A 26132-nucleotide genomic window follows, 5' to 3' on the forward strand; every position below is an offset into this window, starting at 1 on the left:
GCCGTGCTCTGCTCTTGATCTTGCTTGTGATCTTGATCCAGAGCGCCCCGTTAACCACGATGGCCGCACGCAGGCTTGAATCCGTGGGCAACCCGGCAGGACGCCGGGTTAGCCGTGTTGGGCCATGGATGGCCCGTCGCGGCGGCCCACGGATTCAAGCCGGAGTGCGGGCATGCCGAGCCTAGGCGAGGCACCGAGTGGAGGGGCAAGAGCGTTTTGGTTACTTTTGCGCTCTATCAAAAGTGACCCGCCGTAAGGGCGGAACCCATATAAGCCCTCACCCAAATACCGGATATGCACCACCCACCCTCAACCCAAAAAAATCCCCCGCCATTAACCTTACGTTACAAAACTCCCCCACAAATTAAGCTATACAAGCAGAGCGCCAAATAGTGGCTTTCTGCCGCCCACCCCTGCGCCTCAATAAAAATAAAAGAAAGGGAGTTCACCCGTGAAGAGCTTGCTCTATCCCGCCGTCGCGTTAATGAATCGCCTGAGTTTCGGCATGAAATTCAGCCTGATCAGCGTGCTGTTCCTGCTGCCCATGCTGGCAACCAACTATTTCCTGGTGCGCGATTCCTGGCGCGAATTCCAGGGCACGCGCATCGAACTGCAAAGCCTCGACCTGCTCGGCAGCAGCCTGGCCCTGCGCCGCGACCTGGAAACCCTGAACAACCAGGTGCAAATCAACGCGACCCTCGGGCAGGCTGGCAAGGCCGGCGACCTCGACGCCAGAATCAGTGCCCTTGAGCAAAGCCTGCTGAGTCGCCTGCAAAACCTCAACGCGATGGCCACCGACTCGGCGCAAATCGCTGCCTTTGAAGGCAAGCGCGACGAATTGATCGCCGCCTTCCAGGCGCAGCAACAGGAAACCTCGCTGCTGAGCAAAAGCGCGCTTATCGGCAAGTTGCTCAACAAGGCCCAGATGCTCAGCCAGATCATCGCCAGCCAATCCGGTTTGAGCCGTGACCCCCAGAGTGATTTACGCCAACTCAGTGAACTGGTCACCGGCGTCACGCCGCAGGTGACGCAAACCTTGGGCGAAGGCCGGGCCATGGGCGCGTACTCATTGGGCCAGGGTTTTCTCAATTCATCGTCCAGCACGCGCTTTGAAGAGCTGCAGCAGCAACTGGAAAAACTCCAGGCTGAATACGGTCTGAAATTGCAGGACGCCCTGGGCGCCAGCAATGCCGCCCATGCGGCGCTTGATGGCGTGGCCCAGGCCAGTGCGGCCAGTCTCAAGCGAGGCAGTGAAGTGTTTGAAGAACAGGTGGTGATGGCCGAAACCCTGGACGCGCCGTGGCAGGCGTTCTATGACGAAGTCAGCCAGTTGATGGCCCAGACCTATCACTTGGATGACGCCACCCTGACATTCCTTGGCCAGCAGCTGGAACAACGCCTGGCGCAGAATCGCATGCACATGGTGCTGCTGGTTTCAGCCCTGAGCGCGGTGTTTTTGCTGATCTTCTATTTGTATGCCGGCTTCTACGCCTCGACCCGCACTACTTTGCGACGCCTTGGGGCAATGATGGAAAAAGTGGCGGCCGGCGACATGACGGTCACCTTTGTGGCCCACAGCCGCGATGAGCTGGGGGATTTGGGCCAGGTGTTCAATGGTACCGTGGCCAAAATCCACGATTTGATCGAGCGTGTCGGGCACACCGTCAGCCAGGTCGAGTTGCAAGCCGGCCAGGTGGAAGCTGTTTCGGCTCAAAGCAATAAGGCGGTCTCCGGCCAGCGCCGCCAGATCGAACAAGTCGCGACGGCGATGAACCAGATGTCATCCACCGCCCAGGAAGTGGCGCGCAGCGCGGCGGCAGCGGTCAGCAGTGCCCACAGTGTCAATGACGAAACCGTCAGCGGCCGTGGCCTGGTGCAATCGCAACAGGGCAGCATTGCGCGCCTGGCGTCGGAGATCGATGAGTCGGTGCGGGTGATCAATCAACTGGCCACCGACAGCCAGGCCATCAGCAGCGTGCTGGAAGTGATCAAAAGCATCGCCGAGCAAACCAATCTGTTGGCGCTCAACGCGGCGATCGAGGCCGCGCGTGCGGGCGAGCAAGGCCGTGGTTTTGCGGTGGTGGCCGATGAGGTGCGTACCCTGGCTCGGCGCACCCAACACTCCACCGAAGAAATCGAACAGATGATCAGCCGATTGCACGCTGGCGTGGGCGCGGCAGTGAAGGCCATGGGCACCAGTCATGCCATGGCCAATGGCACCGTGGGGCAGTCGGAAAAGGTCCAGCAGGCGCTGGAAAATATCCTTGGGGCTGTGGGCATGATCGTTGACCAGAACCAGCAGATCGCGGCAGCGGTCGAGCAGCAAACGGCGGTCGCCCACGACATCGACCAGAACATCGTCGAAATCAATCGCGCAGGCGAGCACGCGGCCCAGGGCGCGCATCAGACCGAGGCCGCCAGCCGGCAGTTGTCGCAGCAGGTCATCGAGTTGAAGCAATTGATCGGGGCGTTTCGTGTGTAGGACGGGTGAGTAGGAGAGGGCGATATTGGCTGTGGTGCCTGTCCTGATTTCCCGGTGTGTCTCTTTTCACGGCGTGAATGGGTGAGAATTTGTTTCAACTCGTCACCGTCCAAAGGAGGCACATCGATGACCGCAGCAATCGGCATCAAGGGGCGCTGCGCCCACTGCGAGATCACCTTTGAACTCAAGCCTTGGCAACTGAATGCCATCGCCATTCATGAGCCCTTCGAGTGCCCTTACTGCGAGCATGCCCTGCAGTTGAACTGCCCGCGCCAACAACGCCGGTTCAAGGCGTTGGACCACTGGGCCATGGTGCCGCCGAGCATGGTGGTTTTAACCTGTGTGGTGCTGATTGTTGCGCTGGTGGCGGAGTGGATGAGCCTGGTCAGCGTGATTGGGCAACTGAATATTTCACTGGTGGTGGTGCTGGTGCACTTCCTGGCACTGCGTTATGCCCGTCACCGACAACGGATGACGGTGAACCTGCAGGCAGTCAGGCGGCTACCAGTTGAACACCTCACACGCATTGCGTGTGCTCGACTCGGCCAGCCTTGAAGGGCTAATGCCCATGTACTCGGCCAACGCGGTGCAGATGGCGGGCAGGTGTTGCGGGCTGTTGCGTTGGCCGGGGTACATGGCGGGCGCCATGTCCGGTGAGTCGGTTTCCAGTACCACGGCCTCAAGGGGCAGTTGTGCCAGCACCTTATGCATGCGCAAGGCCTGGGGCCAGGTAGCCGCGCCGCCCAAGCCGAGTTTGAAACCGAGCTTGATGTACTCGCGGGCTTCCTCAAGGCTGCCGGCGAAGGCGTGGATAATGCCGCCGCGCGGCAGGCGAATACGCTTGAGGGTGGCGATCACCGCCGCGTGGCTGCGGCGTACGTGCAGCAGCGCGGGCAATTGGAAGTCCACTGCCAGTTTCAATTGGGCGTCAAACAGCGCTTGCTGACGCTCGCGGTCCAGGTGTTCGAGGAAGTAATCCAGGCCGATTTCGCCGACCGCGCAGACTTGCCGATGGCCGCGCAGGCGGGTCAGCCAATCGCCTAACGCGGTGAGGTCGGCGGGGCGATGCTCATCGAGGTACACCGGGTGCAGGCCGAAGGCGGCGAATAAACCTTCGTCCTCCTGCACCAGGTCCCACACGCGTTGCCAATTCTGCTGATACACCCCCAACACCACCATGCGCGACACGCCCAGTTGGCGGCTGTGGGCGAGGACGTCCCGGCGATCGTCATCGAAGTCCGGGAAGTCCAGGTGGGTGTGGGTGTCGATCAGCTCCACGCTCAAGCCTCGTGAATGCGCTGCTTGAAGGTGCGGCCAATGGCGTGCACGCCAGGTTGATACTGTTCTTCTTCAATCGCAGCCAGGGCCAGGCGCAGGGCGGTGTCGGCGATCAACTGATGTTGCTGGGCCATGGCGTTGACCGGCAGCGGCAGGAAGTCCAGCAATTGGGTATCGCCGAACGTACCGAGGCGCAGCGGCCGCGATTTGAGCGGGAAGTCGTGCAGTGCATCAAACACACCTTGCAACAGCACGTAGGAAGTCGTTACCAGCGCATCAGGTAAATGCCCCAGGCGTTGCAGCAATTGCTCCATCAGCTGTCGGCCGCAGTCACGGCTGAAGGCCTCGCCGTGTTCGACGATCACGTCACCGGTGAACCCGTTCAGCGCTTCGCGGAAACCGGCGGCGCGTTCCTGGCTGATGCTCAACTCCGGCCGTGCGCCAATCAATACGATTTGCTTGGGCTCCGGTTGCAGCAGGCTGCTGGTCAGTTGCTGGCAGGCCTGGCGGTCATCGCTGACCACCGAGCAAAACTGCTCCGCCTCCATTACCCGGTCGATGGCAATGACCGGCAAGCCCTTGGCCTGCAACTCGCGGTAGCTGTCATCGCTGGCCGGCAGGCAGCTGGCGACGAACAGCGCGTCACAACGCCGCGCGCGGAACAGTTGCAGCAGTTGACGCTCGCTGTCGGCCTCGTCGTCGGAACTGGCGATCAACAGCTGGTAACCTCTGGCCCGCGCACCTTGTTCCAACAGCTTGGCGATGCGCGCGTAACTGGGGTTTTCCAGGTCCGGCAGGATAAAGCCCAAGGTGCGCGTATGCCGACTGCGCAGCCCGGCCGCCTGGGGGTTGGGAGTAAAGCCATGGGCCTGGACCACGGCACGTACACGCTCGACAGTCGCGCTGCTGATGCGTTGCTGTTCGGCCTTGCCATTGATGACATAACTGGCGGTGGTAACGGACACACCGGCCAGACGTGCGATATCACTGAGTTTCAAACCGGGATTTCCTTGTTTTTTAGAGCTTGCCCCGACACTTTGTCCAATCGTAACCGATTACTGCATACGACTATTGTCTGAGCGTAGGCGCCGAGTGGTCCTTCAAGCTTGCATAATTAGCGCGTAATCTGCCATAAATTCTAGATTAAACGTTTCAGCTGGCGTATTTTTACGACGTTCGCGACTGGATGGTGACTGCCAATTGACCACTCAGTCAGTTATTTTTGAACACTTTTGCGCTGATTTATTCAAAACAATACCTAGTGCGCCCATCGCACTAACTAGGAGAACGGCATGCTTGAGCTCACTGTAGAGCAGATTTCCATGGGCCAGGTGGCTGTGGACAAATCTGCTGCCTTGCACCTGCTCGCTGAAAAACTGATGGCCGATGGCCTGGTCGCCGACGGTTATCTCAGTGGCTTGCAAGCCCGTGAAGCCCAGGGCTCGACCTTTCTCGGCCAAGGTATCGCCATTCCCCACGGCACCCCCGAAACCCGCGACCAGGTGTTTTCCACCGGCGTGCGCCTGCTGCAGTTCCCCGAAGGGGTGGATTGGGGTGACGGCCAGATCGTCTACCTCGCGATCGGCATTGCCGCCAAATCCGACGAACACCTGCGTTTGCTGCAACTGCTGACCCGCGCCCTCGGTGAAACCGATTTGGGCCAGGCGCTGCGCCGTGCCGGGTCCGCCGAGGCGTTGCTCAAATTGTTGCAAGGTGCGCCACAGGAACTGGCGCTGGATGCGCAGATGATCAGCCTTGGCGTGTCGGCCGATGATTTCGAAGAACTGGTATGGCGCGGCGCCCGCCTGTTGCGTCAGGCCGATTGTGTGAGCAACGGTTTCGCCGCCGTGTTGCAACAAGTCGACGCGCTGCCGCTGGGCGATGGCCTGTGGTGGTTGCACAGCGAGCAGACGGTCAAGCGCCCGGGCCTGGCGTTTGTCACGCCGGACAAACCCATGCGCTACCTCGGCCAGCCGCTTAACGGCCTGTTTTGCCTGGCAAGTTTGGGTGAAGCGCACCAAACACTGCTGGAGCGCCTGTGCGCCTTGCTGATTGAAGGGCGCGGCCAGGAATTGGGGCGTGCCACCAGCAGCCGCGCGGTGCTTGAAGTGCTCGGTGGTGAATTGCCGCCGGATTGGCCGAGCGTGCGCATTACCCTGGCCAACGCCCATGGCCTGCATGCGCGCCCGGCGAAGATTCTCGCGCAATTGGCGAAAAGTTTTGACGGCGATATCCGCGTGAGCATCGTTGATGGCCCGGTGGGCGCCGTGTCGGTGAAAAGCCTGAGCAAGTTGCTGAGCCTGGGTGCGCGTCGCGGTCAGGTGCTGGAGTTTGTCGCCGAGCCGGCCATTGCAGGCGATGCCTTGCCGGCGTTGCTTGCCGCGGTCGAAGAAGGCTTGGGGGAAACCGTAGAGCCGGTGCCGACAGCGAGCGCCCAGCCGGCCACCTTTGATACCGAGCCCGTTGTCAGCGCGCCAACAGCCGGCAGCCAGGTGCAGGCCATTGCTGCCGCGCCGGGCATCGCCATTGGCCCGGCGCATATCCAGGTTCAGCAGGTATTTGATTACCCATTGCGCGGCGAGTCCGCCGGGGTTGAGCGTCAACGCCTGCACACAGCATTGGCCGATGTGCGCCGCGACATCCAGGGCCTGATCGAACGCAGCCAGTCCAAGGCCATCCGCGAGATTTTCATCACGCACCAGGAGATGCTCGACGACCCGGAACTGACCGACGACGTCGACACCCGCCTCAAGCAGGGCGAGAGCGCCCAGGCGGCGTGGATGAGTGTGATCGAAGCCGCCGCCAAGCAGCAGGCGTCGTTGCAGGACGCCTTGCTCGCCGAGCGCGCCGCCGACTTGCGCGACATTGGCCGCCGTGTGCTCGCGCAGCTGTGCGGCGTCGACACTGCCGAGGAACCGCGCGAACCGTACATTTTGGTGATGGACGAGGTCGGGCCTTCAGACGTCGCGCGCCTGGACCCGACGCGCGTTGCCGGCATCCTCACCGCGCGTGGCGGCGCCACGGCCCACAGCGCCATCGTCGCCCGCGCCCTTGGGATTCCGGCGCTGGTCGGCGCGGGCCCGGGCGTGCTGCTGCTGGCGAGCGGCACGCCGTTGCTGCTCGATGGGCAGCGCGGTCGCCTGCATGTCGACCCCGACGCGGCCACCTTGCAACGTGCCACGGTTGAGCGCGACACCCGCGAGCAACGCCTGCAGGCGGCTTCAGCCCAACGCCACGAACCTGCGCTGACCCGCGATGGCCACGCCGTGGAAGTGTTCGCCAATATCGGCGAAAGCGCCGGTGTGGCGAGTGCTGTGGAGCATGGCGCTGAGGGCATCGGCCTGCTGCGTACCGAATTGATTTTCATGGCCCACCCGCAAGCGCCGGACGAGGCCACCCAGGAAGCCGAATACCGCCGCGTGCTCGACGGCCTCGGCGGGCGACCGCTGGTGGTGCGTACCCTCGACGTGGGCGGCGACAAACCGCTGCCGTATTGGCCGATCGCCAAGGAAGAAAACCCGTTTCTCGGCGTGCGCGGCATTCGCCTGACCCTGCAACGCCCTCAGGTCATGGAGGCGCAGTTAAGGGCGCTGTTGCGCTCGGCGGACAACCGTCCACTGCGCATCATGTTTCCCATGGTCGGCAGCGTCGATGAATGGCGCGCAGCCCGCGACATGACCGAGCGCCTGCGCCTGGAAATCCCTGTGGCGGACTTGCAACTGGGCATCATGATCGAAGTGCCTTCCGCCGCATTGCTGGCGCCGGTACTCGCCAAGGAAGTGGACTTTTTCAGCGTTGGCACCAACGACCTGACCCAGTACACCCTGGCCATCGACCGTGGCCACCCGACGCTGTCAGCCCAGGCTGACGGCTTGCACCCGGCGGTGTTGCAACTGATCGACATCACCGTGCGCGCCGCCCATGCCCATGGCAAATGGGTCGGCGTGTGCGGCGAGTTGGCGGCGGACCCGCTGGCGGTGCCGGTGCTGATCGGCCTGGGGGTGGATGAGTTGAGCGTGTCGGCCCGCAGCATTCCCGAAGTGAAGGCGCGCGTGCGCGAATTCAGCCTGAGCGAGGCCCAGAGCCTGGCGCAAAAAGCACTGGCGGTGGGTTCGCCCGCCGAAGTGCGAGCCCTTGTGGAGGCCGCGTAAATGGCAAATATCTTATGCCTGACGCTGAACCCGGCGTTGGACCTGACCGTACGCCTGACGCGCCTGGAACCGGGCGAAGTCAACCGCAGCGAAGCGATGCTCACGCATGCTGCCGGCAAGGGTGTGAACGTGGCGCAAGTGTTGGCGGACCTGGGTCACGATGTGTCCGTGGGTGGTTTTCTCGGCGCGGAAAACCCGCAGGCTTTCGACGCACTGATCGCTCGCCGTGGGTTTGGTGACGCGTTCATCCGTGTGCCGGGGGAAACCCGCAGCAATATCAAGATCGCCGAACAGGATGGCCGCGTCACGGACATCAATGCGCCAGGGCCGCACGTGAGCGAGCAGGCGCAGCAAAAATTGCTGAAGCTGCTGGCAGTCATCGGCCCTGAATTCGATGCGGTAGTGGTCGCCGGCAGTTTGCCGCGCGGCATCAGCCCGCAGTGGTTTCAAGCGCTGTTGGAAGCGTTGAAAGTGCTCGGTTTGAAAGTCGCTTTGGACACCAGCGGCGAAGCCTTGCGCGCCGGTTTGAAGGCCGGCCCCTGGCTGGTCAAACCCAACACCGAAGAGCTGGCCGAAGTCTTGGGTAATGCCGCTGATGCCGTCAGCCAACTGCATCAGCAAGGTGTGGAGCATGTGGTGGTTTCTGACGGCGCTGCGGGCGTGAGTTGGTTCAGCCCCGGCACCGCGCTGCATGCCACGCCGCCCAAGGTCAGCGTTGCCAGCACGGTGGGTGCCGGCGACTCGCTGCTGGCCGGGATGCTGCACGGGTTGCTCAGTTTTGATCTGCCGGAAACCACCCTGCGCCGGGCCACGGCAATTGCCGCCATGGCCGTCACGCAGATCGGTTTCGGCATCAGCGATGACGCGCAACTGGCGCGCCTCGAAAGCGGCGTCCATGTGCGCGCGCTGACAGAACAATAAGAGGGTTTGTGATGAAGTTAGCCATTGTTACCGCCTGCCCGAACGGCATGGTCACCAGTGTGCTGTGCGCCCGCTTGTTGGACGCCGCCGCGCAGCGCATGGGTTTGCACACCAGCGTCGAAGTGGTGGATGTGCAGCACCCGGAACGCCAGTTGTCGCAGGCCACCCTCGATGCCGCCGAATGGGTGCTGCTGGTCAGCAGCACGCCGGTGGACATGCAGCGGTTTGTCGGCAAGCGCGTGTTCCAGAGCACGCCGGCCCAGGCGTTGGCGGATGTTGAAGCGGTATTGCGCCGGGGCGCGGAAGAGGCCCAGGTGTATGTGGCCAGCGAAGCAGCGCCCGCAGCGAAAAATGCCCCTCGCATTGTCGCGATTACCGCGTGCCCGACGGGCGTGGCGCACACCTTCATGGCCGCCGAAGCCTTGCAACAAACCGCCAAGCGCTTGGGCTACGACCTGCAGGTCGAAACCCAAGGCTCGGTGGGCGCCCGCACGCCATTGAGCCCGCAGGCGATTGCCGAGGCTGACGTGGTGCTGCTCGCGGCGGACATCGAAGTTGCCACCGAGCGCTTCGCCGGCAAGAAAATCTACCGTTGCGGTACCGGCATTGCCCTCAAGCAATCCGAGGCGACCCTCAACAAGGCATTGGCCGAAGGCGCGGTGGAAAGCGCCGCCAGCGGTGCGGTGGCCAAAAAATCGGAAAAAACCGGCGTCTACAAACACCTGCTCACCGGGGTGTCGTTCATGTTGCCGATGGTGGTGGCGGGCGGTCTGTTGATCGCCTTGTCGTTCGTGTTCGGCATTCATGCGTTTGAAGAAAAAGGCACGTTGGCGGCGGCGCTCAAAACCGTCGGCGACCAGGCCTTCATGCTAATGGTGCCGCTGCTGGCGGGCTATATCGCCTACTCGATTGCCGACCGTCCCGGCATTGCGCCCGGCATGATCGGCGGCTTGTTGGCGGGCACCTTGGGCGCGGGGTTTATCGGCGGCATCTTTGCCGGTTTTCTCGCCGGATACTGCGTCAAGCTGATCACCCGCGCGGTGAAGTTGCCGCAGAGCCTGGAGGCGCTCAAGCCGATCCTGATCATCCCGTTGCTGGCGAGCCTGTTCACGGGGCTGGCGATGATTTACCTGGTTGGCCCGCCGGTCGCGCGGTTGCTTACCGGCCTTACCGACTTTCTCAGCACCATGGGCACCACCAACGCGGTGCTGCTGGGGATTTTGCTCGGCGGCATGATGTGCGTGGATTTGGGCGGGCCGATCAACAAGGCGGCGTATGCGTTTTCGGTGGGCTTGCTGGCGGCGTCCAGCGGTGCGCCGATGGCCGCCACCATGGCCGCCGGGATGGTGCCGCCGATCGGCATGGGCATCGCCACGTTCCTGGCGCGACGCAAGTTCGCGCAGACCGAGCGCGAGGCCGGCAAGGCCGCGATGATCCTTGGCCTGTGCTTTATCTCAGAAGGCGCGATCCCGTTTGCCGCCAAAGACCCGTTGCGTGTAATCCCGGCCAGCATCGCCGGTGGCGCGTTGACCGGCGCATTGTCGATGTATTTCGGCTGCAAACTCGCCGCGCCGCATGGTGGGTTGTTTGTGCTGATTATTCCGAACGCGATGAACCATGCGCTGCTGTATTTGCTGGCGATTGTCGCCGGCAGCTTGTTGACCGGGTTGGTGTATGCGTTGATCAAACGCCCGGACGTGGTGGAACTCGCGGTAGCGCCGGCTCAGGCCTGACACCGTTTAAAAGTGTGGGAGCAAGCCCGCTCCCACACTGGATCCCCAGTGTCTGTGGCGGTGTCATCTCTGCTTCATCCGCCCGTGTTTAAGTTTCCCTTTTGATGCTCAAGAGGGAACCTGCATGAGCCACTTCGACCTCGGCCGTCGCCGCGTGATGCAGCCGTCGGCGCTGGCCTGTTGCTGCCGGGCCTGGCCCCAGCGGTGATCGCTTCGGTGAAAGACCGCCCGCAACTCACCGACGGTGTGCAGTCCGGTGACCTGCTCGGCGACCGCGCAATGATCTGGAGCCGCAGCGACCGCCCTGCCCGCATGGTGGTGGAGTGGGACACCCGCAGCGTGTTCAGCAACCCGCGCAGATTCATCTCTCCGTTGGCCGACAGCCGCACGGATTTTACTGCCCGCGTCGAACTCACCGGGCTGCCCGCCGACCAGGCGATTTTCTACCGCGTGCACTTTGAAGACGCCCAGACCGGCGTTGCCAGCGAGCCGTGGTTCGGCCACCTGCGCAGCGTGCCGCAGCAGCGGCGTGACATTCGTTTTGTGTGGAGCGGCGATACGGTCGGCCAAGGCTTCGGCATCAACCCGGACATCGGCGGCATGCGCATCTACGAAGCCATGCGCCTGCGCCTGCCGGACTTCTTTATCCACAGCGGCGACACCATCTACGCTGACGGCCCGGTGCCCGCACAACTGACCGTCGAAGACGGGCGCATCTGGCGCAATATCACCACCGACGCCAAGAGCAAAGTTGCCGAAACCCTGGATGAATATCGCGGCAATTACCGCTACAACCTGCTCGATGAAAACGTGCGCCGCTTCAACGCCGAGGTGCCGCAGATCTGGCAGTGGGACGACCACGAAGTCATCAACAATTGGTCGCCGAGCAAGCAGCTGGACGAGCGTTACCAGACCAAGGACATCACTACGTTGGTGGGCCGCGCGCGCCAGGCCTGGCTGGAATATTCACCGATGCGCCGACAGAGCGCCGACGGCGGTGGGCGGATTTATCGCAAGCTCAGCTACGGCCCGTTGCTGGATGTGTTCGTGCTGGACATGCGCAGCTATCGCGGCCCCAACGATGACAACCTGGGCGGCGAAAAACCCTTCATGGGCCGCGAGCAACTGGACTGGCTGAAGCGCGAGCTCAAGGCATCCCAGGCGCAGTGGAAGGTGATTGCCGCCGACATGCCCATCGGCCTCGGCGTGCCCGACGGTGAGGTCAGCCCTGGTGTGCCGCGCTGGGAAGCCATCGCCAACGGCGACCCGGGTGCGCCGCAAGGTCGTGAGCTGGAAATTGCCGAGCTGTTGGGTTTTTTGCGCGCGCAGCAGGTGCGCAATCATGTGTGGCTGACGGCGGACGTGCATTACTGCGCAGCGCATCATTACCACCCTGACCGTGCTGCGTTTCAGGATTTCGAGCCGTTTTGGGAGTTTGTGGCGGGGCCGTTGAATGCGGGCAGCTTCGGGCCGAATCCGCTGGATAAAACCTTTGGCCCGCAGGTGGTCTTCGAGAAGGCGCCACCTGCGCAAAACACCTCGCCGTTTGCGGGCTTTCAGTTTTTTGGCGAAGTGCAGATTGACGGGCAGACGGCGGAGTTGACGGTCATTCTGCGCGATCTGGATGGGGTGTCAGTGTTTGAGCAGAAGTTGCAGCCGGTCTGATTTGAAAGGCGGTTAAACCTGAGGGAGCTGGCCTGCGATGACTGACTCACATTCAACATCATTGTTGTCTGATAAATCGCTATCGCAGGCAAGCCAGCTCCCACAGGTTTGAGCTTCAGTGTTTAGGCGTTATCAATACACATCCCGACGATAGCGGCCTTGCTCGATCAAACGCTCGACCGCTTCGCTGCCGAGTATGTCGTGCAGCGCCTGATCAACCCCCGTCGCCATGCCCTGCAAACTGCCGCACACATAAATGGCCGCGCCCTCCGCCAGCCATTTACGCAGCACATCCGCCGATTCGCGCAGGCGATCCTGCACGTAGATCTTCTCGGCTTGATCGCGGGAAAACGCCAGGTCCAGCAGGGCCAGGTCGCCGCTGGCGAGCCAGCCTTGCAGTTGGTCCTGGCACAGGAAGTCGTGGGCGATATTGCGCTCGCCAAACAGCAGCCAATTGCGCTGCTGGCCTTCGGCAATCCGGGCCTTGAGCAAGCTGCGCAGGCCGGCGAGGCCGGTGCCGTTGCCCAGCAGAATCAGCGGCACCGGTGTTTGCGGCAGATGGAAGCCGCTGTTGCGGCGCAGGCGCAGGCTGACGCCGGAACCAAGCGGGGCGTGTTCGGTCAGCCAGCCGGAACCCAGACCCAGGCTGCCGTCGGGGTGACGTTCCTGGCGCACGATCAACTCCAGCTCGCCGTCGCTGGCAATCGAGGCGATCGAATATTCGCGCATGCCCAACGGCACCAGTGCGTTCACCAGTGCCTGGGCGTGCAGGCCGACCAAGTGGGCGCGGTTGTCCGGTAGCTGGCGCGTGGCCAGGGCCTGGTTGAGGGTTTGCGTCAGGCCGTCGACCAGCACACCGTCGCTGCCGGCCAGGCCCAGGCCGGCGAGGAAGTGTTCGATGGCCCACGGGCCGTTGCGCGGCAGGATTTCCACCAGGTCGCCCGCCAGCCAGGTGCGTGGGGCGGGCGGTGTGAGGCCAATCATATAGACGCCTGCGCCGACGCTGTCACGGTTGAGCAGCGTGCGGTGGCTCAGGGGCCAGTTGTCGTACTGGGCGGCCTGCCACGCCGCGGCAGGTGCGTGACCGGTGAGTTGGCCCAGTTGCTGTTGCCAGGTGTGTAGCGCCTCGGGGTCGCCACTGTCGACTTCCACCGGGGCGAACAGCGCATTGCCACCCTGGTGGGTCAGCCAGAAATGCAGGCGCCGGGCAAAACCGCAGAAGTGTTCGTACTGGCGGTCGCCCAAGGCCAGTACCGAGTAGTTCAGGCCTTTGAGGGACAGGTCCTGGCCGAGCACGCTGCGCTCAAAACCACGGGCGCTGTCGGGCGCTTCGCCGTCACCGAACGTACTGACCACAAACAGCGCATGCTCCGACTGGCTCAGGTCGTTCTGGCTGACACTCCCCAAAGGCTGCACCTTCACTGGCAAGCCGGCGGCCTGCAATTGCCCGGCCGTCTGCCACGCCAGCTGCTCGGCGAAACCGCTTTGGCTGGCGAAGCCTATCAGCCAGGCGGGCGCACTGCTGTGGTTGGCGCTTAGGCCTTTGCGTGCATCGCGCACCTGGCGTTTCTTGCGGCGACGGTCGAGGTACAGCAGCCAGCCGGTGATGAAGAACAACGGCATGCACAGCGCGCTGAGGGTGAGGACGATGCGGCCTACCCAGCCGAAGTAGCTGCCGGTGTGCACCGCGTAAATACTGGTCAGCAACTGCGACTTGAGGCTTTTGCTGGCATACCTGTCATGGAATTTGACCTCGCCGGTGGCCGGGTCGAGGTTGATCTGGTTGGTTGCGCGGTCATGGGGTGAAGATGTGAGCAGGTAATACACAATCGCCGGTTGCCCGGCGACGGCCGGCATGCGGATGTTGTAGGCGCTCAGGCCGGGCCCGGCATTGCTGTAGATGCTGCTCCAGATGGCGTCGTAGTTGGCCACCGGCGCCGGGCCTTCGGGCGGCGGGCCGCGCTTGCGCATGCGTTCATTTTGCGGGGCGTCGGAAAGCAGTTTGGTCAGGCCCTGGTTGTACCAGTCGTAGGACCAGGACAGGCCGGTCAGCGCGGCCAACAGATAAAACAGCAGGCACCACGTGCCGAACACCGAGTGCAAGTCCCAGTTGAAGCTGCGGCCTTTTTTGCGCCAGTCCAGCGTCAGCCAGGCACGCCAGCTCGCCACTTGTCGCGGCCAGCGCAGGTACAGGCCGGAGAGGCAGAAGAACAGCAGGATCAACGTGCAGGCACCGGTGATTTGCCGGCCGGTTTCACCCATGGCCAGGAAACGGTGCAGTTGCAGCACAAAGCCGAAGAAGTCCTGGCCGACGGCGTCGCCCATGTAGTCGCCGGTGTAGGGGTCGAAGTAGCGCATCTGGCCACGGCGTTCGCCGGGCGGGGCGGTGAAGAACACGCGCGCAGCGTTGCCGCTCTCGTTTTCCACCCAGAGCATCGACACGGTCTTGCCTTCGGTGGCTTCGAGCTTGCGCACCAGTTCAGCAGGCGGCAGCACGCCGGCTTCGCGCTTCTGCACGCTCAATACGGTGGGGTTGAGCGCCCGTAGAATTTCATCCTGAAACGAGACCGTAGCCCCGGTGATCCCCATCAACGCGAGCACCAGCCCGGCGGTAATGCCGAAGAACCAGTGCAACTGGAACAGGGTTTTCTTCAACACGTCGGACCGCCTCGCTTATCTGGATATATACGTCACGGCGCGCATTATGCCGTGGGTTAACGAGAAATATTCTGTTTTACACGCAAAAGCCCCACGCAACCGATGCGTGGGGCTCTGGGCCATGCGTTTGCCGCGTTTAGAAGTGGAAACTGGTGGTCAACAGCGCCGTACGACCGGCGGCCTGGTTGGCGAAATGCGCCGCGTAGGCTTTGTCGTAGTAGGTCTTGTCGGTCAGGTTCTGCACGTTCAGTTGCAGGTCGACGTTCTTGGTCAGCTTGTAGCTGGCCATGGCGTCGTAACGGGTGTAGGACGGCACGTACACGGTGTTGGCCGCATCGCCGTAGACCTGATCGACGTAGAACGCGCCGCCGCCGATGGTCAGCTTCGGCGTCACGTCATACGTGGTCCACAGGCTGAAGGTGTTCTTCGGCGTGTTGGGCATTTGGTTGCCTTTGTTGGAGCCCGCCGTCACGACGCCCTGGCGGTTGCCGTTTTTGCCTGGGTCAACCAGCTCGCTTTTCAGGTAGCTGTAGCCGGCGAACACTTGCCATTGGTCGGTGAGCTTGCCGCTGGCGGACAACTCCAGGCCATCCACGCGCGATTCGCCTGCGGTTTCGTAGGTGTTGGAATCCACCAGGATGCGGGTGTTTTTCTTCTCGGTGCGGAAGATCGCGCCGGTCAGCGACAAGCGGTTGTGGAACAGGTCCCACTTGGTGCCCAGCTCGTAGTTGACGGTTTCTTCGGGTTTCAGGTCGCTGGTGTTGATGCCGGTGACGAAGCCGTTGGTTTCCTGGCCTTCACCGACCATGCCGCCTGCCGGCGAGGCGGAGGTGGCGTAGGAGGTGTAGATGCTGCCGTTTTCCAGCGGCTTCCAGACCAGGCCCGCCTGCCAGTTGAAGAACTGGCTGTCGTCCTTGATCTTGCTGCGGGCGGCGACGGTAGCGCTCGGCACAGCGTTGGTGTTGGCTTCAGTGTCGAAGGTGTCGTAGCGCAGGCCGACGTTCAGCAGCCATTTCGGGTCCAGCTCGATGGTGTCGAACACATAGGCCGCGCGGCTGGTGGCCTTGGTGTTGGTGCCCATGTAGTTGCGCGCGGTGGTGCCGGTCCAGGCGTCGTCCGGCGTCGGGTTGCTCAGCGAGGTGCACTGGCCGCCCAGGCTGCCTTTGACCACGGTGCAGGTCGGGTTGGCATTCGGGCTGACGGTGTAGCCGCTGACACGGGTTTCTTCTCCGGTGAATTCCAGGCCGGTGGAGTAGGAGTGCTTCATGCCCGCCAGTTGGAAGTTACCAAACAGGTCGGTCTGGTTGGTGGTGGTGTCGGTCGTCGAGACACGCGTGTTGGCGCGACGCCATACAGTGCCGAAACGGCTGACGTTGCGCTGGCTGTCATCCGGTTGGGTGAGCACGTAATCCTGGCCGGTGCTGCCATGGCGCAGGGTGTTTTTCAGCGTCATGTTGTCGTTCAGGTCGTGCTCGATGGAGACCGTGCTGATGTCGGCGCGGGTCTTGCGGAAGTCGCGGTCTTTCAAGCCGTAGAAGTTATTGCTGTCGCCGCCGTCGGTAGGTTTGTCATGCCCGTGGGCGGTGGCGGTGGGCGAGCTGTAGCCGTACGGAATGCCCGAATCCGGCAGGTCATTGCTTTCCAAATGGTAGTAGCTGAGGTTGACGCGGGTCGGCGTGCCCAGGCCGAAAGTCAGCGACGGTGCAACGCCCCAACGGTCGTAGTCGATCACATCGCGGCCGGCCACGTTTTGCTCGTGGCTCATCAGGTTCAGGCGGAAAGCGGCACTGTCGTTGAGGAATTGGCGGTTCACGTCGAGCACATAACGGCGGGTCTGGTCGGAGCCGTAGGTGAAGCCGCCGTTGGTGAAGTCGCGCGCTTGTGGCGTCTTGCTCACCAGGTTGATGCTGCCGCCGGCCGAGCCGCGACCGCCGAACGAGGAGTTCGGGCCTTTGCTGACTTCGATCGATTCGATGTCGAAAATCTCGCGGCTCTGGCCGCCGGTGTCGCGTACGCCGTCCAGGTAGGTGTCGCCCTGGGCATCAAACCCCCGGATGAACGGGCGATCGCCCTGTGGGTTGCCGCCTTCACCGGCACCGAAGGTAATGCCCGGCACGGTGCGCAAGGCATCCTGCAACGAGGTGGCGGCGGTGTCTTTCAGCACTTGTTGTGGCACGACGGTCACCGAGCGCGGGGTGTCTACCAGCGGCGCGGTGTACTTCTGCGATGAGGCCTTTTCAACCTGGTAGGAGGTGTTGTCCTGTTCCTGGCCGGTAATGCTGGTGGCGCCGAGGGAGATGCTGTTGCGCTCGCCTTTTTGTTCGGTGCTTTCGGCCGCTTGCGCCAATTGGGCTGCAGAGCTGGCACTGAGGGCTACGCCGATGGCCGAAGCCAGCATGCGGGGTGAACTGATAGGTGTTTTTTGTGTGCTGCGCGACATGAGTTGTCCTTTCCCCAAGGAGGTGAGGCCGCGGAATATAGGGCGAACAAGACTCTATAACAATTGCGATACATTGCTATTCGCGAGGAATTTACATTCTTTACACTTTTTGCTTACGGTTTTTACGAACTCGTTCGTCCCTGCGTTTTACAGGGAGGATAAGAATCAATACCATTGGCATCCCTCTGACATCAGGTACTGCCCATGCTGCTGCACATTCCCGGCCTGTTCTCTCGCGAGGAAGTGCAGCGCATTCGCCAGGCCCTGGAGACCACTGAATGGGCCGACGGTAAAATCACCGCCGGGCACCAGTCGGCCAAAGCCAAACACAACCTGCAACTGCCCGAAGGCCACCCGCTGGCCAAGGAAGTCGGCGCGGCGATGCTGGAACGGTTGTGGAAAAATCCACTGTTTATGTCAGCGGCGTTACCGCACAAGGTCTTTCCGCCGCTGCTCAATTGCTACACCGCCGGCGGCAGTTTCGACTTCCACATCGACAACGCCGTGCGCCAGGCGCGGGGCAGCCACGAGCGAGTGCGCACCGACCTCTCGTCCACGCTGTTTTTCAGCGACCCGGAGGAGTACGACGGCGGCGAGTTGGAGATTCAGGACACCTTCGGCCTGCAGCGTATCAAGCTGCCGGCCGGCGACATGGTGCTGTACCCCGGCTCCAGCCTGCATAAAGTCAACGCCGTGACCCGTGGCGCGCGCTATGCCTCGTTCTTCTGGACCCAAAGCCTGGTGCGCGAAGACAGCCAGCGCACCTTGCTGTTCGAGATGGACGGCGCCATCCAGCAACTGACCCGTGACGTCCCTGACCACCCGGCGCTGATCCAGCTCACCGGCACCTACCACAACCTGCTGCGCCGCTGGGTCGAGGTCTGACATGGGCTTTTTGTTGCGCCGCGAAGAAGTGCTCAACGTCGAGCAATTGCAGTCCATGCTCGACGACTCCCCGGTGCGCGCGGCCCAGGCGATCCTGGTGGCGGCGAAAGAGGGCGTGGTGGATGCCCAGGCGCTGCTGGGGCAAATCCTGCTGGAAGGGCGTGGCATTACGCGCGATCAGGCATTGGCGCTGCGCTGGTTCCAGATCGCGGCCCAGGGCGGGCACTTGATGGCGCGCAATATGGCCGGGCGCTGCCTGGAGCATGGCTGGGGCTGCGCCGTTGATGAGGCCGCCGCTGCGCGTGACTATCGCCTGGCAGCCGAGGCAGGGCTGGATTGGGGGCAGTACAACTGTGCCAATCTGCTGGCCACCGGCCGCGGCGTGGTGGAAGACCAATCGCAAGCACTCGCCTTTTATCGGTTGGCGGCCGAGCAGGGGCACGCCAAGTCGATGAACCTGTTGGGGCGTTATCTGGAGGACGGCCGGTTTTGCCCTCAGGATCGGGACGCAGCCGTGACGTGGTATCGACGTTCAGCCGAAGGCGGGGATTTTCGCGGGCAGTTCAGTTATGCGGCGGTGCTGGCAGACAGGGGCCAGGTCGACGAGGCGCTGGCGTGGCTGCGCAAGGCGTTGGCGGGGGGGAATCTGAAGTTCCTGCGCACGGCGCACACGGCGCTGGCGGCGGCTGATGATCCGCAGATCCGCGCCATGGCTGACGCTTACCAGCAACGTGCTACAACCCTTCAGTGATCGTTCCCACGCTCTGCGTGGGAACGATCATCTGTCGTTAGACGTAGTAAGACTTCAACGGCGGAAAGCCATTGAACTCCACCGCGCTGTAACTGGTGGTGTAAGCACCGGTCGACAGCCAGTACATCCGGTCACCAATCGCCAGGTTCAGCGGCAGGCCGTACTTGTAGTTTTCGTACATGATGTCGGCGCTGTCGCAGGTCGGGCCGGCGATGACCACTTCTTCCATCTCGCCTTTCTTCTCGGTCCAGATCGGGAACTTGATGGCTTCGTCCATGGTTTCGATCAGGCCGGAGAACTTGCCCACGTCCGTGTACACCCAACGCTCGACGGCGGTGCGCGATTTACGTGCCACCAGTACCACTTCGCTGACCAGAATTCCGGCGTTGGCGATCAACGAACGGCCCGGTTCCAGGATGATTTCCGGCAGGTCGTCGCCGAAGTCTTCCTTGAGGAAGCGGATGATTTCCTGGGCATAGGTTTCCAGGCTGTTGGTGCGGGTGATGTAGTTGGCCGGGAAGCCACCGCCCATGTTGATCAGCTTGAGGTGGATGCCGTCTTCTTCTTTCAGGCGCTCGAAGATCACTTTGACCTTGGCGATCGCGGCGTCCCACACGCTGATGTCGCGCTGTTGCGAACCGACGTGGAAGGAGATGCCGTACGGCACCAGGCCCAGGTCGCGGGCGAGGATCAGCAGGTCCATGGCCATGTCGGTCTGGCAGCCGAATTTGCGCGACAACGGCCAGTCAGCCGTGGTCGAGCCTTCGGTGAGGATGCGCACGTAGACTTTCGAGCCCGGCGCGGCCTTGGCGATGTTGCGCAGGTCGGCTTCGGAATCGGTGGAGAACAGGCGCACGCCCTTCTCGAAGAAGTAGCGGATATCCTTGGATTTCTTGATGGTGTTGCCGTAGCTGATACGGTCGGCGCTGACGCCGCGGTCCATGACCTTGTCCAGCTCGTAGATCGAGGCGATGTCGAAGCTCGACCCCTTGTCTTTCAACAGGTCGATGATCTCGACGGCCGGGTTGGCCTTGACCGCGTAATAGACTTTGGCGAATTCGAAACCGGCGCGCAGGTCATCGTAGGCCTGGCTGATCATCGCGGTGTCGATCACCACGAACGGGGTTTCTTGCGTGTCGGCGAACGCCTTCATTTTGTCAAAAGTGGCGCGCGCGAAATAATCTTCGACGTTGATCGACATGCTGGGAACTCCTAAGGGCAAACTGAATTGATCAATGGGTGCAAATGAACGTCCTCCGTATCCCCACTTTGGTTCGCCTACTTCCCAAGGCATGTCGCCGAAAGCAAAAAGGCCATGGGATCAACCGCTTCCCTTGGCCTTGCTGTCTCGTCGTCAGTACTTGAGCCGGATGGATCGTTTCCAGCATGGACGTTCGGCGCGAACTTTAGGACGTGAGGGGCTTTAGATCAACTAAAAATGTCGCGTTTTTGCACGCGTTCGTCGCGGGACCGCGTGCAGCTACTTATGTAACCGACCGGTGTGACGGATTGATGTTCCCCGAATGGGGTAAATCAGCAGTGTTTGTGGTGGATTCATCGCAGGCAAGCCAGCTCCCACAGGGAATGCATTTCAGCAGGGGAATGCATTTCAACTGTGGGAGCTGGCTTGCCTGCGATGGCGGTAGATCAGGCCAGCGCGGTTTCTGCTGGCGACACAATACTGGTCTTGCCCCCACGCGACTTACCGGAGCTCAGGTACTCGGCAATCGACTCCTGAGTCACTTCCCCCAGGAACACCCGCTCCGCGTCCATCACCGGCAACCACGAGCGGTTGAACTCGTACATGCGCGACAGCAGGATGCGCAAATGCTCGTCATACGCCGCTGTGGCGTTGAACTCGCGCAGGTACTGGCCGCACGTACCGGTCTGACGGTGCAGGTCGCGACGTCGCACATAACCCAGCGCCTTGTTCTCCGCACAGGTGACCACCACGTAACGGCGGTCAGTTTCGTCCATCAATTCCAGCGCTTCGGCTACCGGGGTTTCCGGGCTCACGGACGGGGCGTTGTCTGCCGCGTCTTCGGCCTTCACCAGCAGCAGGCGTTTCAAGGTGCTGTCCTGGCCCACAAAGTTGCTCACGAACTCGTCGGCCGGGTGGGCCAGCAGCGTGTCCGGATGGTCGATCTGCAGCAGCTTACCGGCGCGGAAGATTGCGATTTTATCGCCCAGCTTGATGGCTTCGTCGATGTCGTGGCTGACCATGATCACGGTCTTGTTCAGCGCGCGTTGCATCTCGAAGAACTCGTTCTGGATCATCTCGCGGTTGATCGGGTCGACCGCGCCGAACGGCTCATCCATCAGCAGCAGTGGTGCATCGGCCGCCAGCGCACGGATCACGCCGATGCGCTGTTGCTGGCCGCCCGACAGTTCACGCGGGTAGCGGTGCAGGTACTGCTTGGGCTCCAGCTTGATCATGCTCATCAATTCGCGGGCGCGGTCGTGGCATTTCTGCTTGTCCCAGCCGAGCAGCTTGGGCACAACCACGATGTTTTCCTCGATGGTCATGTTCGGGAACAGGCCGATCTGCTGGATCACATAGCCGATGTTGCGACGCAGGGTCACTTCGTCGAGGTCGGTGGTGTCTTCGCCATTGATCAAAATCTTGCCCGAGGTGGGCTTGATCAGGCGGTTGATCATTTTCAGCGTGGTGCTCTTGCCGCAGCCCGACGGGCCGAGGAATACGCAAATCTCGCCTTCGTTGACGGTCAGGCTTACGTCGTTCACGGCGGATACGGTTTTGCCGTTGCTTTGAAAAGTCTTGGTCAGGTTTTGAAGTTCGATCATTTGAGCAGTCCTTTTGGAGTCAGCGAGCGTTGCAGCCATTGCAGAAGCAGGTCGGCGAAGATGGCCAGGAGACTGACCAGCACGGCGCCGACAATCAGCATCGACATGTCGCTGCGGCTGATGGAAGCCAGAATAAGTACACCCAGGCCGCCGGCGCCGATGGTGGCGGCGATGGTCATGACGCCGATGTTCATCACCACGGCAGTGCGCACACCGGCGAGGATCACCGGCACCGCAATCGGCAGTTCGACCATGCGCAAGCGCTGGCCGAAGGTCATGCCGATGCCCTTGGCGGCTTCGCGAATACCCGGTTCAACGCCGGTGAGGGCCAGGTAGGTGTTACGCATGATTGGCAGCAGGGAGTAGAGGAACACGGCGGTGATCGCCGGCATGGGCCCCAGGCCCTGGCCGAATTTGGAGTAGAACGGCAGCAGCAGGCCGAACAGCGCAATCGACGGCACGGTCAGCAGCACGGTGGCGCTGGCTTGCAACGGGCCGGCCAGCGTCGGGAAGCGCGTCATCAGCACGCCCAGCGGCACGCCGACGACGATTGCCAGGATCACGGCAATGCCGACCAGGGTGATGTGCTGCCAGGTCAGGTGCAGGACCTGGGCCCAATCAAGATGGGAAAAGGCGTTCAGAAATTCCATGTCTTCTCCTCTTATTGATTGATCGGATGTTGGCGCAGGAAGTCTGCGGCCACGGCGGACGGGCTTTCATGGTCGACGTCGACCCGCGCATTCAGCTGGCGCATGGTTGCGTCGTCGAACAGTGCGGCCAGCGGCTTCAGGTCGGCGGCCAGTTCGGGATGGGCGTCGAGATACACCTGACGCACCACCGGCGCGGCGGTGTAGTCCGGGAAGTAGTGCTTGTCGTCGGCCAGCAGCTTCAATTTGAAGGCGTTCAGGCGACCGTCGGTGGTGTAGACCAAGCCGGCAAACACCTGGCCATTGCGCAGCGCGGTGTAGACCAGGCCCGCGTCCATCTGCCGGGTGTTCTTGCGGGTCAGGTTCATGTCGTACAGCTTGACCATGCCCGCGAGGCCGTCAGAACGGTTGGCGAACTCGGTGTCCAGGGCCACCAGGCGGTGTTCCTTGGTGTCTTGCGCCATGGCTTGGGTGAGGTCGCTGATGCTGTTGATCTCAGGGTGTTCCTGCGCAACTTTTTCCGGCAGCGCCAGGGCGTAGGTGTTGCTGAAGCGCGACGGGGAGAGCCAGACCAGGCCTTTTTTCGCGTCGAGTTCTTTCACTCGGGCGTAGGACTGTTCGCTGTCGAGCTTCTCATCCACGTGGTTGTAGGCCACCAGCGACACGCCGGTGTATTCCCAGATCAGGTCCAGTTGCCCGCTTTCCTGGGCACTGCGCGCCAGGTTGCTGCCCAGGCCGCCCGTGACGCGGGTGTCATAGCCTTTGGTGCGCAAGTACTGGGAGGTGATTTCGGCGAGCAGGGTCTGTTCGGTAAACACCCGGGCGCCGATGCGGATCACCGGTTTTTCAGCGGCGTGCGCAAACCCTGCGAACAGCAGGACGCAGCTCAGTATCAATGTCAGCTTTTTCATGTGATTTCCTTTGCCAAGCCTTAAGACGGACGCAACCCGCGTTCCAGCCAGAGGCGGCTGGCCATGGTCACCAGGCCGTCGAGCAGCAAGGCCAGCAACGCGGTGCACGCGGCGCCGAGCAGCAGTTGCGGCTGGTTGTTCAGGGCGATGCCGGGGAAGATCAGGCTGCCCAGGCTGTTGGCGCCAATCAGGAAGGCCAGCGGCGCGGTACCGACGTTGATCGCCAGGGCCACGCGCACACCGCCGATGATGATCGGCACGGCGTTGGGCAATTCCACGCGAAACAGCACCTGGCGCGGCGTCATGCCGATGCCGGTGGCAGCTTCCTTGAGGGAACCCTGTACGTTTTTCAGGCCTTCGTAGGTGTTGCGCACGATAGGCAGGAGGGAGGCGAGGAACAGCGCGAAGATGGCCGGGCCACTGCCGATGCCGAGGACGCCGAGGGCGATGGCCAGTACGGCCAGGGGCGGGACGGTGTTGCCGATGTTGAAGATCTGCATGAAACGTTCTGCGCGCCCGACCATGTTCGGTCGGCTGAGCAGGATACCGGCGGGGATGCCCACAACGAGGGCGGCCAGCATGGAGACAAGAACGAGGATCAGGTGTGCTTGCAGGTAAAACAACAAATCGTCGCGGTACAGTTCGATCGTGTTGATGCCGATCCAGTGGACCAGCAGGGCCAGGAGCGCGACGACAACCACGCCTCCTATCAGCCCTTTGCCATAGCGAATAGCCACAGGCGGACTCCTTTTTTTCTTCTGTCGGCGTCCACATTTCCGAGCGGCAGTGCCATTCCTGGCTGTCGGCAAATGTGGTCGCGAAATGCAGCTCGTCTACACCGGCAATGCGGTATGAGTTCGAGCCATGAGCGCAGCCTCGTCAGGCTAACTTGCTGATTTTTCAGCCCCTGTTACGAGTGCGATAGCAGGGGAGTGGACGTCTCGACCTTTTAAAAGGTTCCACACTTGGCAGCATTTAGCCACCCCCAATCGGGTGAACGGTGGTCCGGCGCCTGGGGTTTGCGCTATACTCTGCGCCCTTTTTTGACTCACCTGCCAGGCGATTTCCCATGACCCACCAGGCCGCCGAAGTCGCGAAACGCCGCACTTTCGCCATTATTTCCCACCCCGATGCCGGTAAAACCACCATCACCGAAAAGCTTCTGCTGATGGGCAAGGCGATCGCGGTGGCCGGCACGGTGAAATCCCGCAAGTCCGACCGCCATGCCACCTCCGACTGGATGGAAATGGAAAAACAACGGGGTATTTCGATTACCACGTCGGTCATGCAGTTTCCGTATCGCGACCACATGGTCAACCTGCTCGACACCCCGGGCCACGAAGACTTCTCCGAAGACACCTACCGCACCCTGACGGCAGTGGACTCGGCGTTGATGGTCCTCGACGGCGGTAAGGGCGTTGAGCCACGTACCATCGCGCTGATGGACGTCTGCCGCCTGCGCGACACGCCAATCGTCAGCTTCATCAACAAACTCGACCGTGATATCCGCGACCCGATTGAGCTGCTGGATGAAATCGAAGCCGTCCTGAAGATCAAGGCCGCGCCGATCACCTGGCCGATTGGTTGCTACCGCGACTTCAAGGGTGTGTACCACCTGGCCGACGACTACATCATTGTCTACACCGCCGGCCACGGCCACGAGCGCACCGATGTGAAAATCATCGAGAAGCTCGACTCCGACGAAGCCCGCGCCCACCTGGGTGACGAGTACGACCGCTTCGTTGATCAGCTGGAGCTGGTGCAGGGCGCCTGCCATGAGTTCAACCAGCAGGAGTTCCTCGACGGCCAACTGACCCCGGTGTTCTTCGGTACCGCGCTGGGCAACTTCGGTGTCGACCATGTACTCGACGCCGTGGTGGACTGGGCGCCAAAACCGCTGGCCCGCGTTGCCAACGAGCGCACCGTTGAGCCGGTTGAAGAGAAATTCACCGGCTTCGTGTTCAAGATCCAGGCGAACATGGACCCCAAACACCGCGACCGTATCGCCTTCATGCGCATCTGCTCCGGCAAATACGAAAAAGGCATGAAGATGCGCCACGTGCGCACCGGCAAGGACGTGCGCATCGGCGACGCCCTGACGTTCTTCTCCTCCGAGCGTGAGCAGCTGGAAGAGGCTTTTGCCGGCGACATCATCGGCCTGCACAACCACGGCACCATCCAGATCGGCGACACCTTCACCGAAGGCGAAGTGCTGGGCTTCACCGGTATCCCGCACTTCGCCCCGGAACTGTTCCGCCGCGTACGCCTGCGTGACCCGCTGAAATCCAAGCAACTGCGCCAGGGCCTGCAGCAATTGGCGGAAGAGGGCGCCACCCAGGTGTTCTTCCCCGAGCGCAGCAACGACATCATTCTCGGCGCCGTGGGTGTGCTGCAGTTCGATGTGGTCGCCAGCCGCTTGAAAGAGGAATACAAGGTGGAGTGCTCCTACGAGCCGATCACCGTGTACTCCGCGCGCTGGATCGAGTGCAGCGATAAGAAAAAGCTGGAAGAGTTCTCCAACAAGGCCGTGGAAAACCTGGCGGTCGACGGCGGTGGTCACCTGACTTACCTGGCCCCGACCCGGGTCAACCTGGCGCTGATGGAAGAGCGCTGGCCGGATGTGAAATTCCGCGCGACCCGCGAACACCATTAAGGTCTGAGCGGTAGAGAAAAGGGCGACGCCGTGATGGCTTCGCCCTTTTTTGTGGGCGCCGAAAAGCTGACAGTGTGGGAGCGGGCTTGCTCGCGAATGCGCAGTGTCAGCCAATACATGGGTGGCTGACCCACCGTATTCGCGAGCAAGCC

Annotated in this window: 17 protein-coding genes and 1 pseudogene; 9 read left to right on the forward strand and 9 right to left on the reverse strand. The window is 62.0% G+C overall.

The window, feature by feature from the left end:
* The first annotated feature begins 1777 nt into the window (after nt 1-1777).
* A complete protein-coding gene (locus tag WBB95_RS05440; RefSeq protein ID WP_424486640.1) occupies nt 1778-2482 on the forward strand; it encodes a methyl-accepting chemotaxis protein in 705 nt (234 codons plus the stop codon).
* A gap of 126 nt (nt 2483-2608) precedes the next feature.
* The gene (locus WBB95_RS05445; RefSeq protein WP_424486627.1) at nt 2609-3037 is read left to right on the forward strand and encodes a hypothetical protein; all 429 of its coding nucleotides are present in this window, start codon (nt 2609-2611) and stop codon (nt 3035-3037) included.
* Here the strand turns inward: WBB95_RS05445 and WBB95_RS05450 are convergent.
* Nucleotides 2984-3760, reverse strand: a complete 777-nt coding sequence (locus WBB95_RS05450; protein WP_424486628.1) for a TatD family hydrolase — start codon at nt 3758-3760, stop codon at nt 2984-2986. The genes WBB95_RS05445 and WBB95_RS05450 overlap by 54 nt on opposite strands.
* Nucleotides 3761-3762: 2 nt before the next feature.
* A complete protein-coding gene (gene cra / locus WBB95_RS05455) occupies nt 3763-4758 on the reverse strand; it encodes a catabolite repressor/activator (RefSeq protein WP_424486629.1) in 996 nt (331 codons plus the stop codon).
* Between the two features lie 294 nt (nt 4759-5052).
* Here cra and ptsP point away from each other — a divergent pair, with 294 nt between their 5' ends.
* The 4 genes and pseudogenes from ptsP to WBB95_RS05475 all read left to right on the forward strand — a co-directional run bounded on the left by ptsP (nt 5053) and on the right by WBB95_RS05475 (nt 12230).
* Entirely contained in the window at nt 5053-7911 is a 2859-nt protein-coding gene (ptsP, locus tag WBB95_RS05460) for a phosphoenolpyruvate--protein phosphotransferase (RefSeq protein ID WP_424486630.1), read from the forward strand.
* Nucleotides 7912-8832, forward strand: a complete 921-nt coding sequence (gene pfkB / locus WBB95_RS05465; RefSeq protein WP_424486631.1) for a 1-phosphofructokinase — start codon at nt 7912-7914, stop codon at nt 8830-8832.
* An 11-nt stretch (nt 8833-8843) separates the two neighbouring features.
* On the forward strand, nt 8844-10565 hold the full coding sequence (locus WBB95_RS05470; RefSeq protein WP_424486632.1) for a PTS fructose-like transporter subunit IIB: 1722 nt from the start codon (nt 8844-8846) through the stop codon (nt 10563-10565).
* 124 nt (nt 10566-10689) lie between these two features.
* Nucleotides 10690-12230 (forward strand): annotated as a pseudogene (locus tag WBB95_RS05475) (alkaline phosphatase D family protein).
* A 132-nt stretch (nt 12231-12362) separates the two neighbouring features.
* Here the strand turns inward: WBB95_RS05475 and WBB95_RS05480 are convergent.
* Entirely contained in the window at nt 12363-14888 is a 2526-nt protein-coding gene (locus WBB95_RS05480; RefSeq protein WP_424486633.1) for a PepSY domain-containing protein, read from the reverse strand.
* Nucleotides 14889-15024: 136 nt separating this feature from the next.
* Nucleotides 15025-17328, reverse strand: a complete 2304-nt coding sequence (locus tag WBB95_RS05485) for a TonB-dependent receptor (protein ID WP_424486634.1) — start codon at nt 17326-17328, stop codon at nt 15025-15027.
* 204 nt (nt 17329-17532) lie between these two features.
* On the opposite strand from WBB95_RS05485, the gene WBB95_RS05490 reads away from it, so the two are divergent.
* Both WBB95_RS05490 and WBB95_RS05495 read left to right on the forward strand, forming a co-directional pair.
* Nucleotides 17533-18213 (forward strand): Fe2+-dependent dioxygenase, encoded by a 681-nt coding sequence (locus WBB95_RS05490; protein ID WP_424486635.1) that lies wholly within the window; start codon nt 17533-17535, stop codon nt 18211-18213.
* Between the two features lies 1 nt (nt 18214).
* Nucleotides 18215-18964, forward strand: a complete 750-nt coding sequence (locus tag WBB95_RS05495) for a tetratricopeptide repeat protein (RefSeq protein ID WP_424486636.1) — start codon at nt 18215-18217, stop codon at nt 18962-18964.
* 37 nt (nt 18965-19001) lie between these two features.
* On the opposite strand, the gene WBB95_RS05500 is transcribed toward WBB95_RS05495, so the two are convergent.
* The 5 genes from WBB95_RS05500 to WBB95_RS05520 all read right to left on the reverse strand — a co-directional run bounded on the left by WBB95_RS05500 (nt 19002) and on the right by WBB95_RS05520 (nt 24064).
* Nucleotides 19002-20165, reverse strand: coding sequence for a type III PLP-dependent enzyme (locus tag WBB95_RS05500; protein WP_424486637.1), 1164 nt, complete (start codon nt 20163-20165; stop codon nt 19002-19004).
* Nucleotides 20166-20611: 446 nt separating this feature from the next.
* Complete coding sequence (locus tag WBB95_RS05505) at nt 20612-21769, reverse strand: betaine/proline/choline family ABC transporter ATP-binding protein (RefSeq protein ID WP_053131666.1); 1158 nt, start codon at nt 21767-21769, stop codon at nt 20612-20614.
* Nucleotides 21766-22419: an ABC transporter permease gene (locus tag WBB95_RS05510; protein WP_027604864.1), complete on the reverse strand. Its 654-nt coding sequence runs from the start codon at nt 22417-22419 to the stop codon at nt 21766-21768. Before WBB95_RS05510 ends, WBB95_RS05505 begins: the two co-directional genes overlap by 4 nt.
* Nucleotides 22420-22430: 11 nt before the next feature.
* Nucleotides 22431-23327 carry a glycine betaine ABC transporter substrate-binding protein gene (locus WBB95_RS05515; RefSeq protein WP_424486638.1) on the reverse strand — a complete coding sequence of 299 codons (897 nt, stop codon included), beginning with the start codon at nt 23325-23327 and terminating at the stop codon, nt 22431-22433.
* Nucleotides 23328-23347: 20 nt separating this feature from the next.
* Nucleotides 23348-24064 carry an ABC transporter permease gene (locus WBB95_RS05520; protein ID WP_027604862.1) on the reverse strand — a complete coding sequence of 239 codons (717 nt, stop codon included), beginning with the start codon at nt 24062-24064 and terminating at the stop codon, nt 23348-23350.
* Nucleotides 24065-24396: 332 nt separating this feature from the next.
* Here WBB95_RS05520 and WBB95_RS05525 point away from each other — a divergent pair, with 332 nt between their 5' ends.
* Nucleotides 24397-25980, forward strand: a complete 1584-nt coding sequence (locus WBB95_RS05525) for a peptide chain release factor 3 (RefSeq protein ID WP_424486639.1) — start codon at nt 24397-24399, stop codon at nt 25978-25980.
* Nucleotides 25981-26132: the final 152 nt, after the last annotated feature.

Source organism: Pseudomonas sp., assembly GCF_049645325.1.
GTDB lineage: Bacteria > Pseudomonadota > Gammaproteobacteria > Pseudomonadales > Pseudomonadaceae > Aquipseudomonas.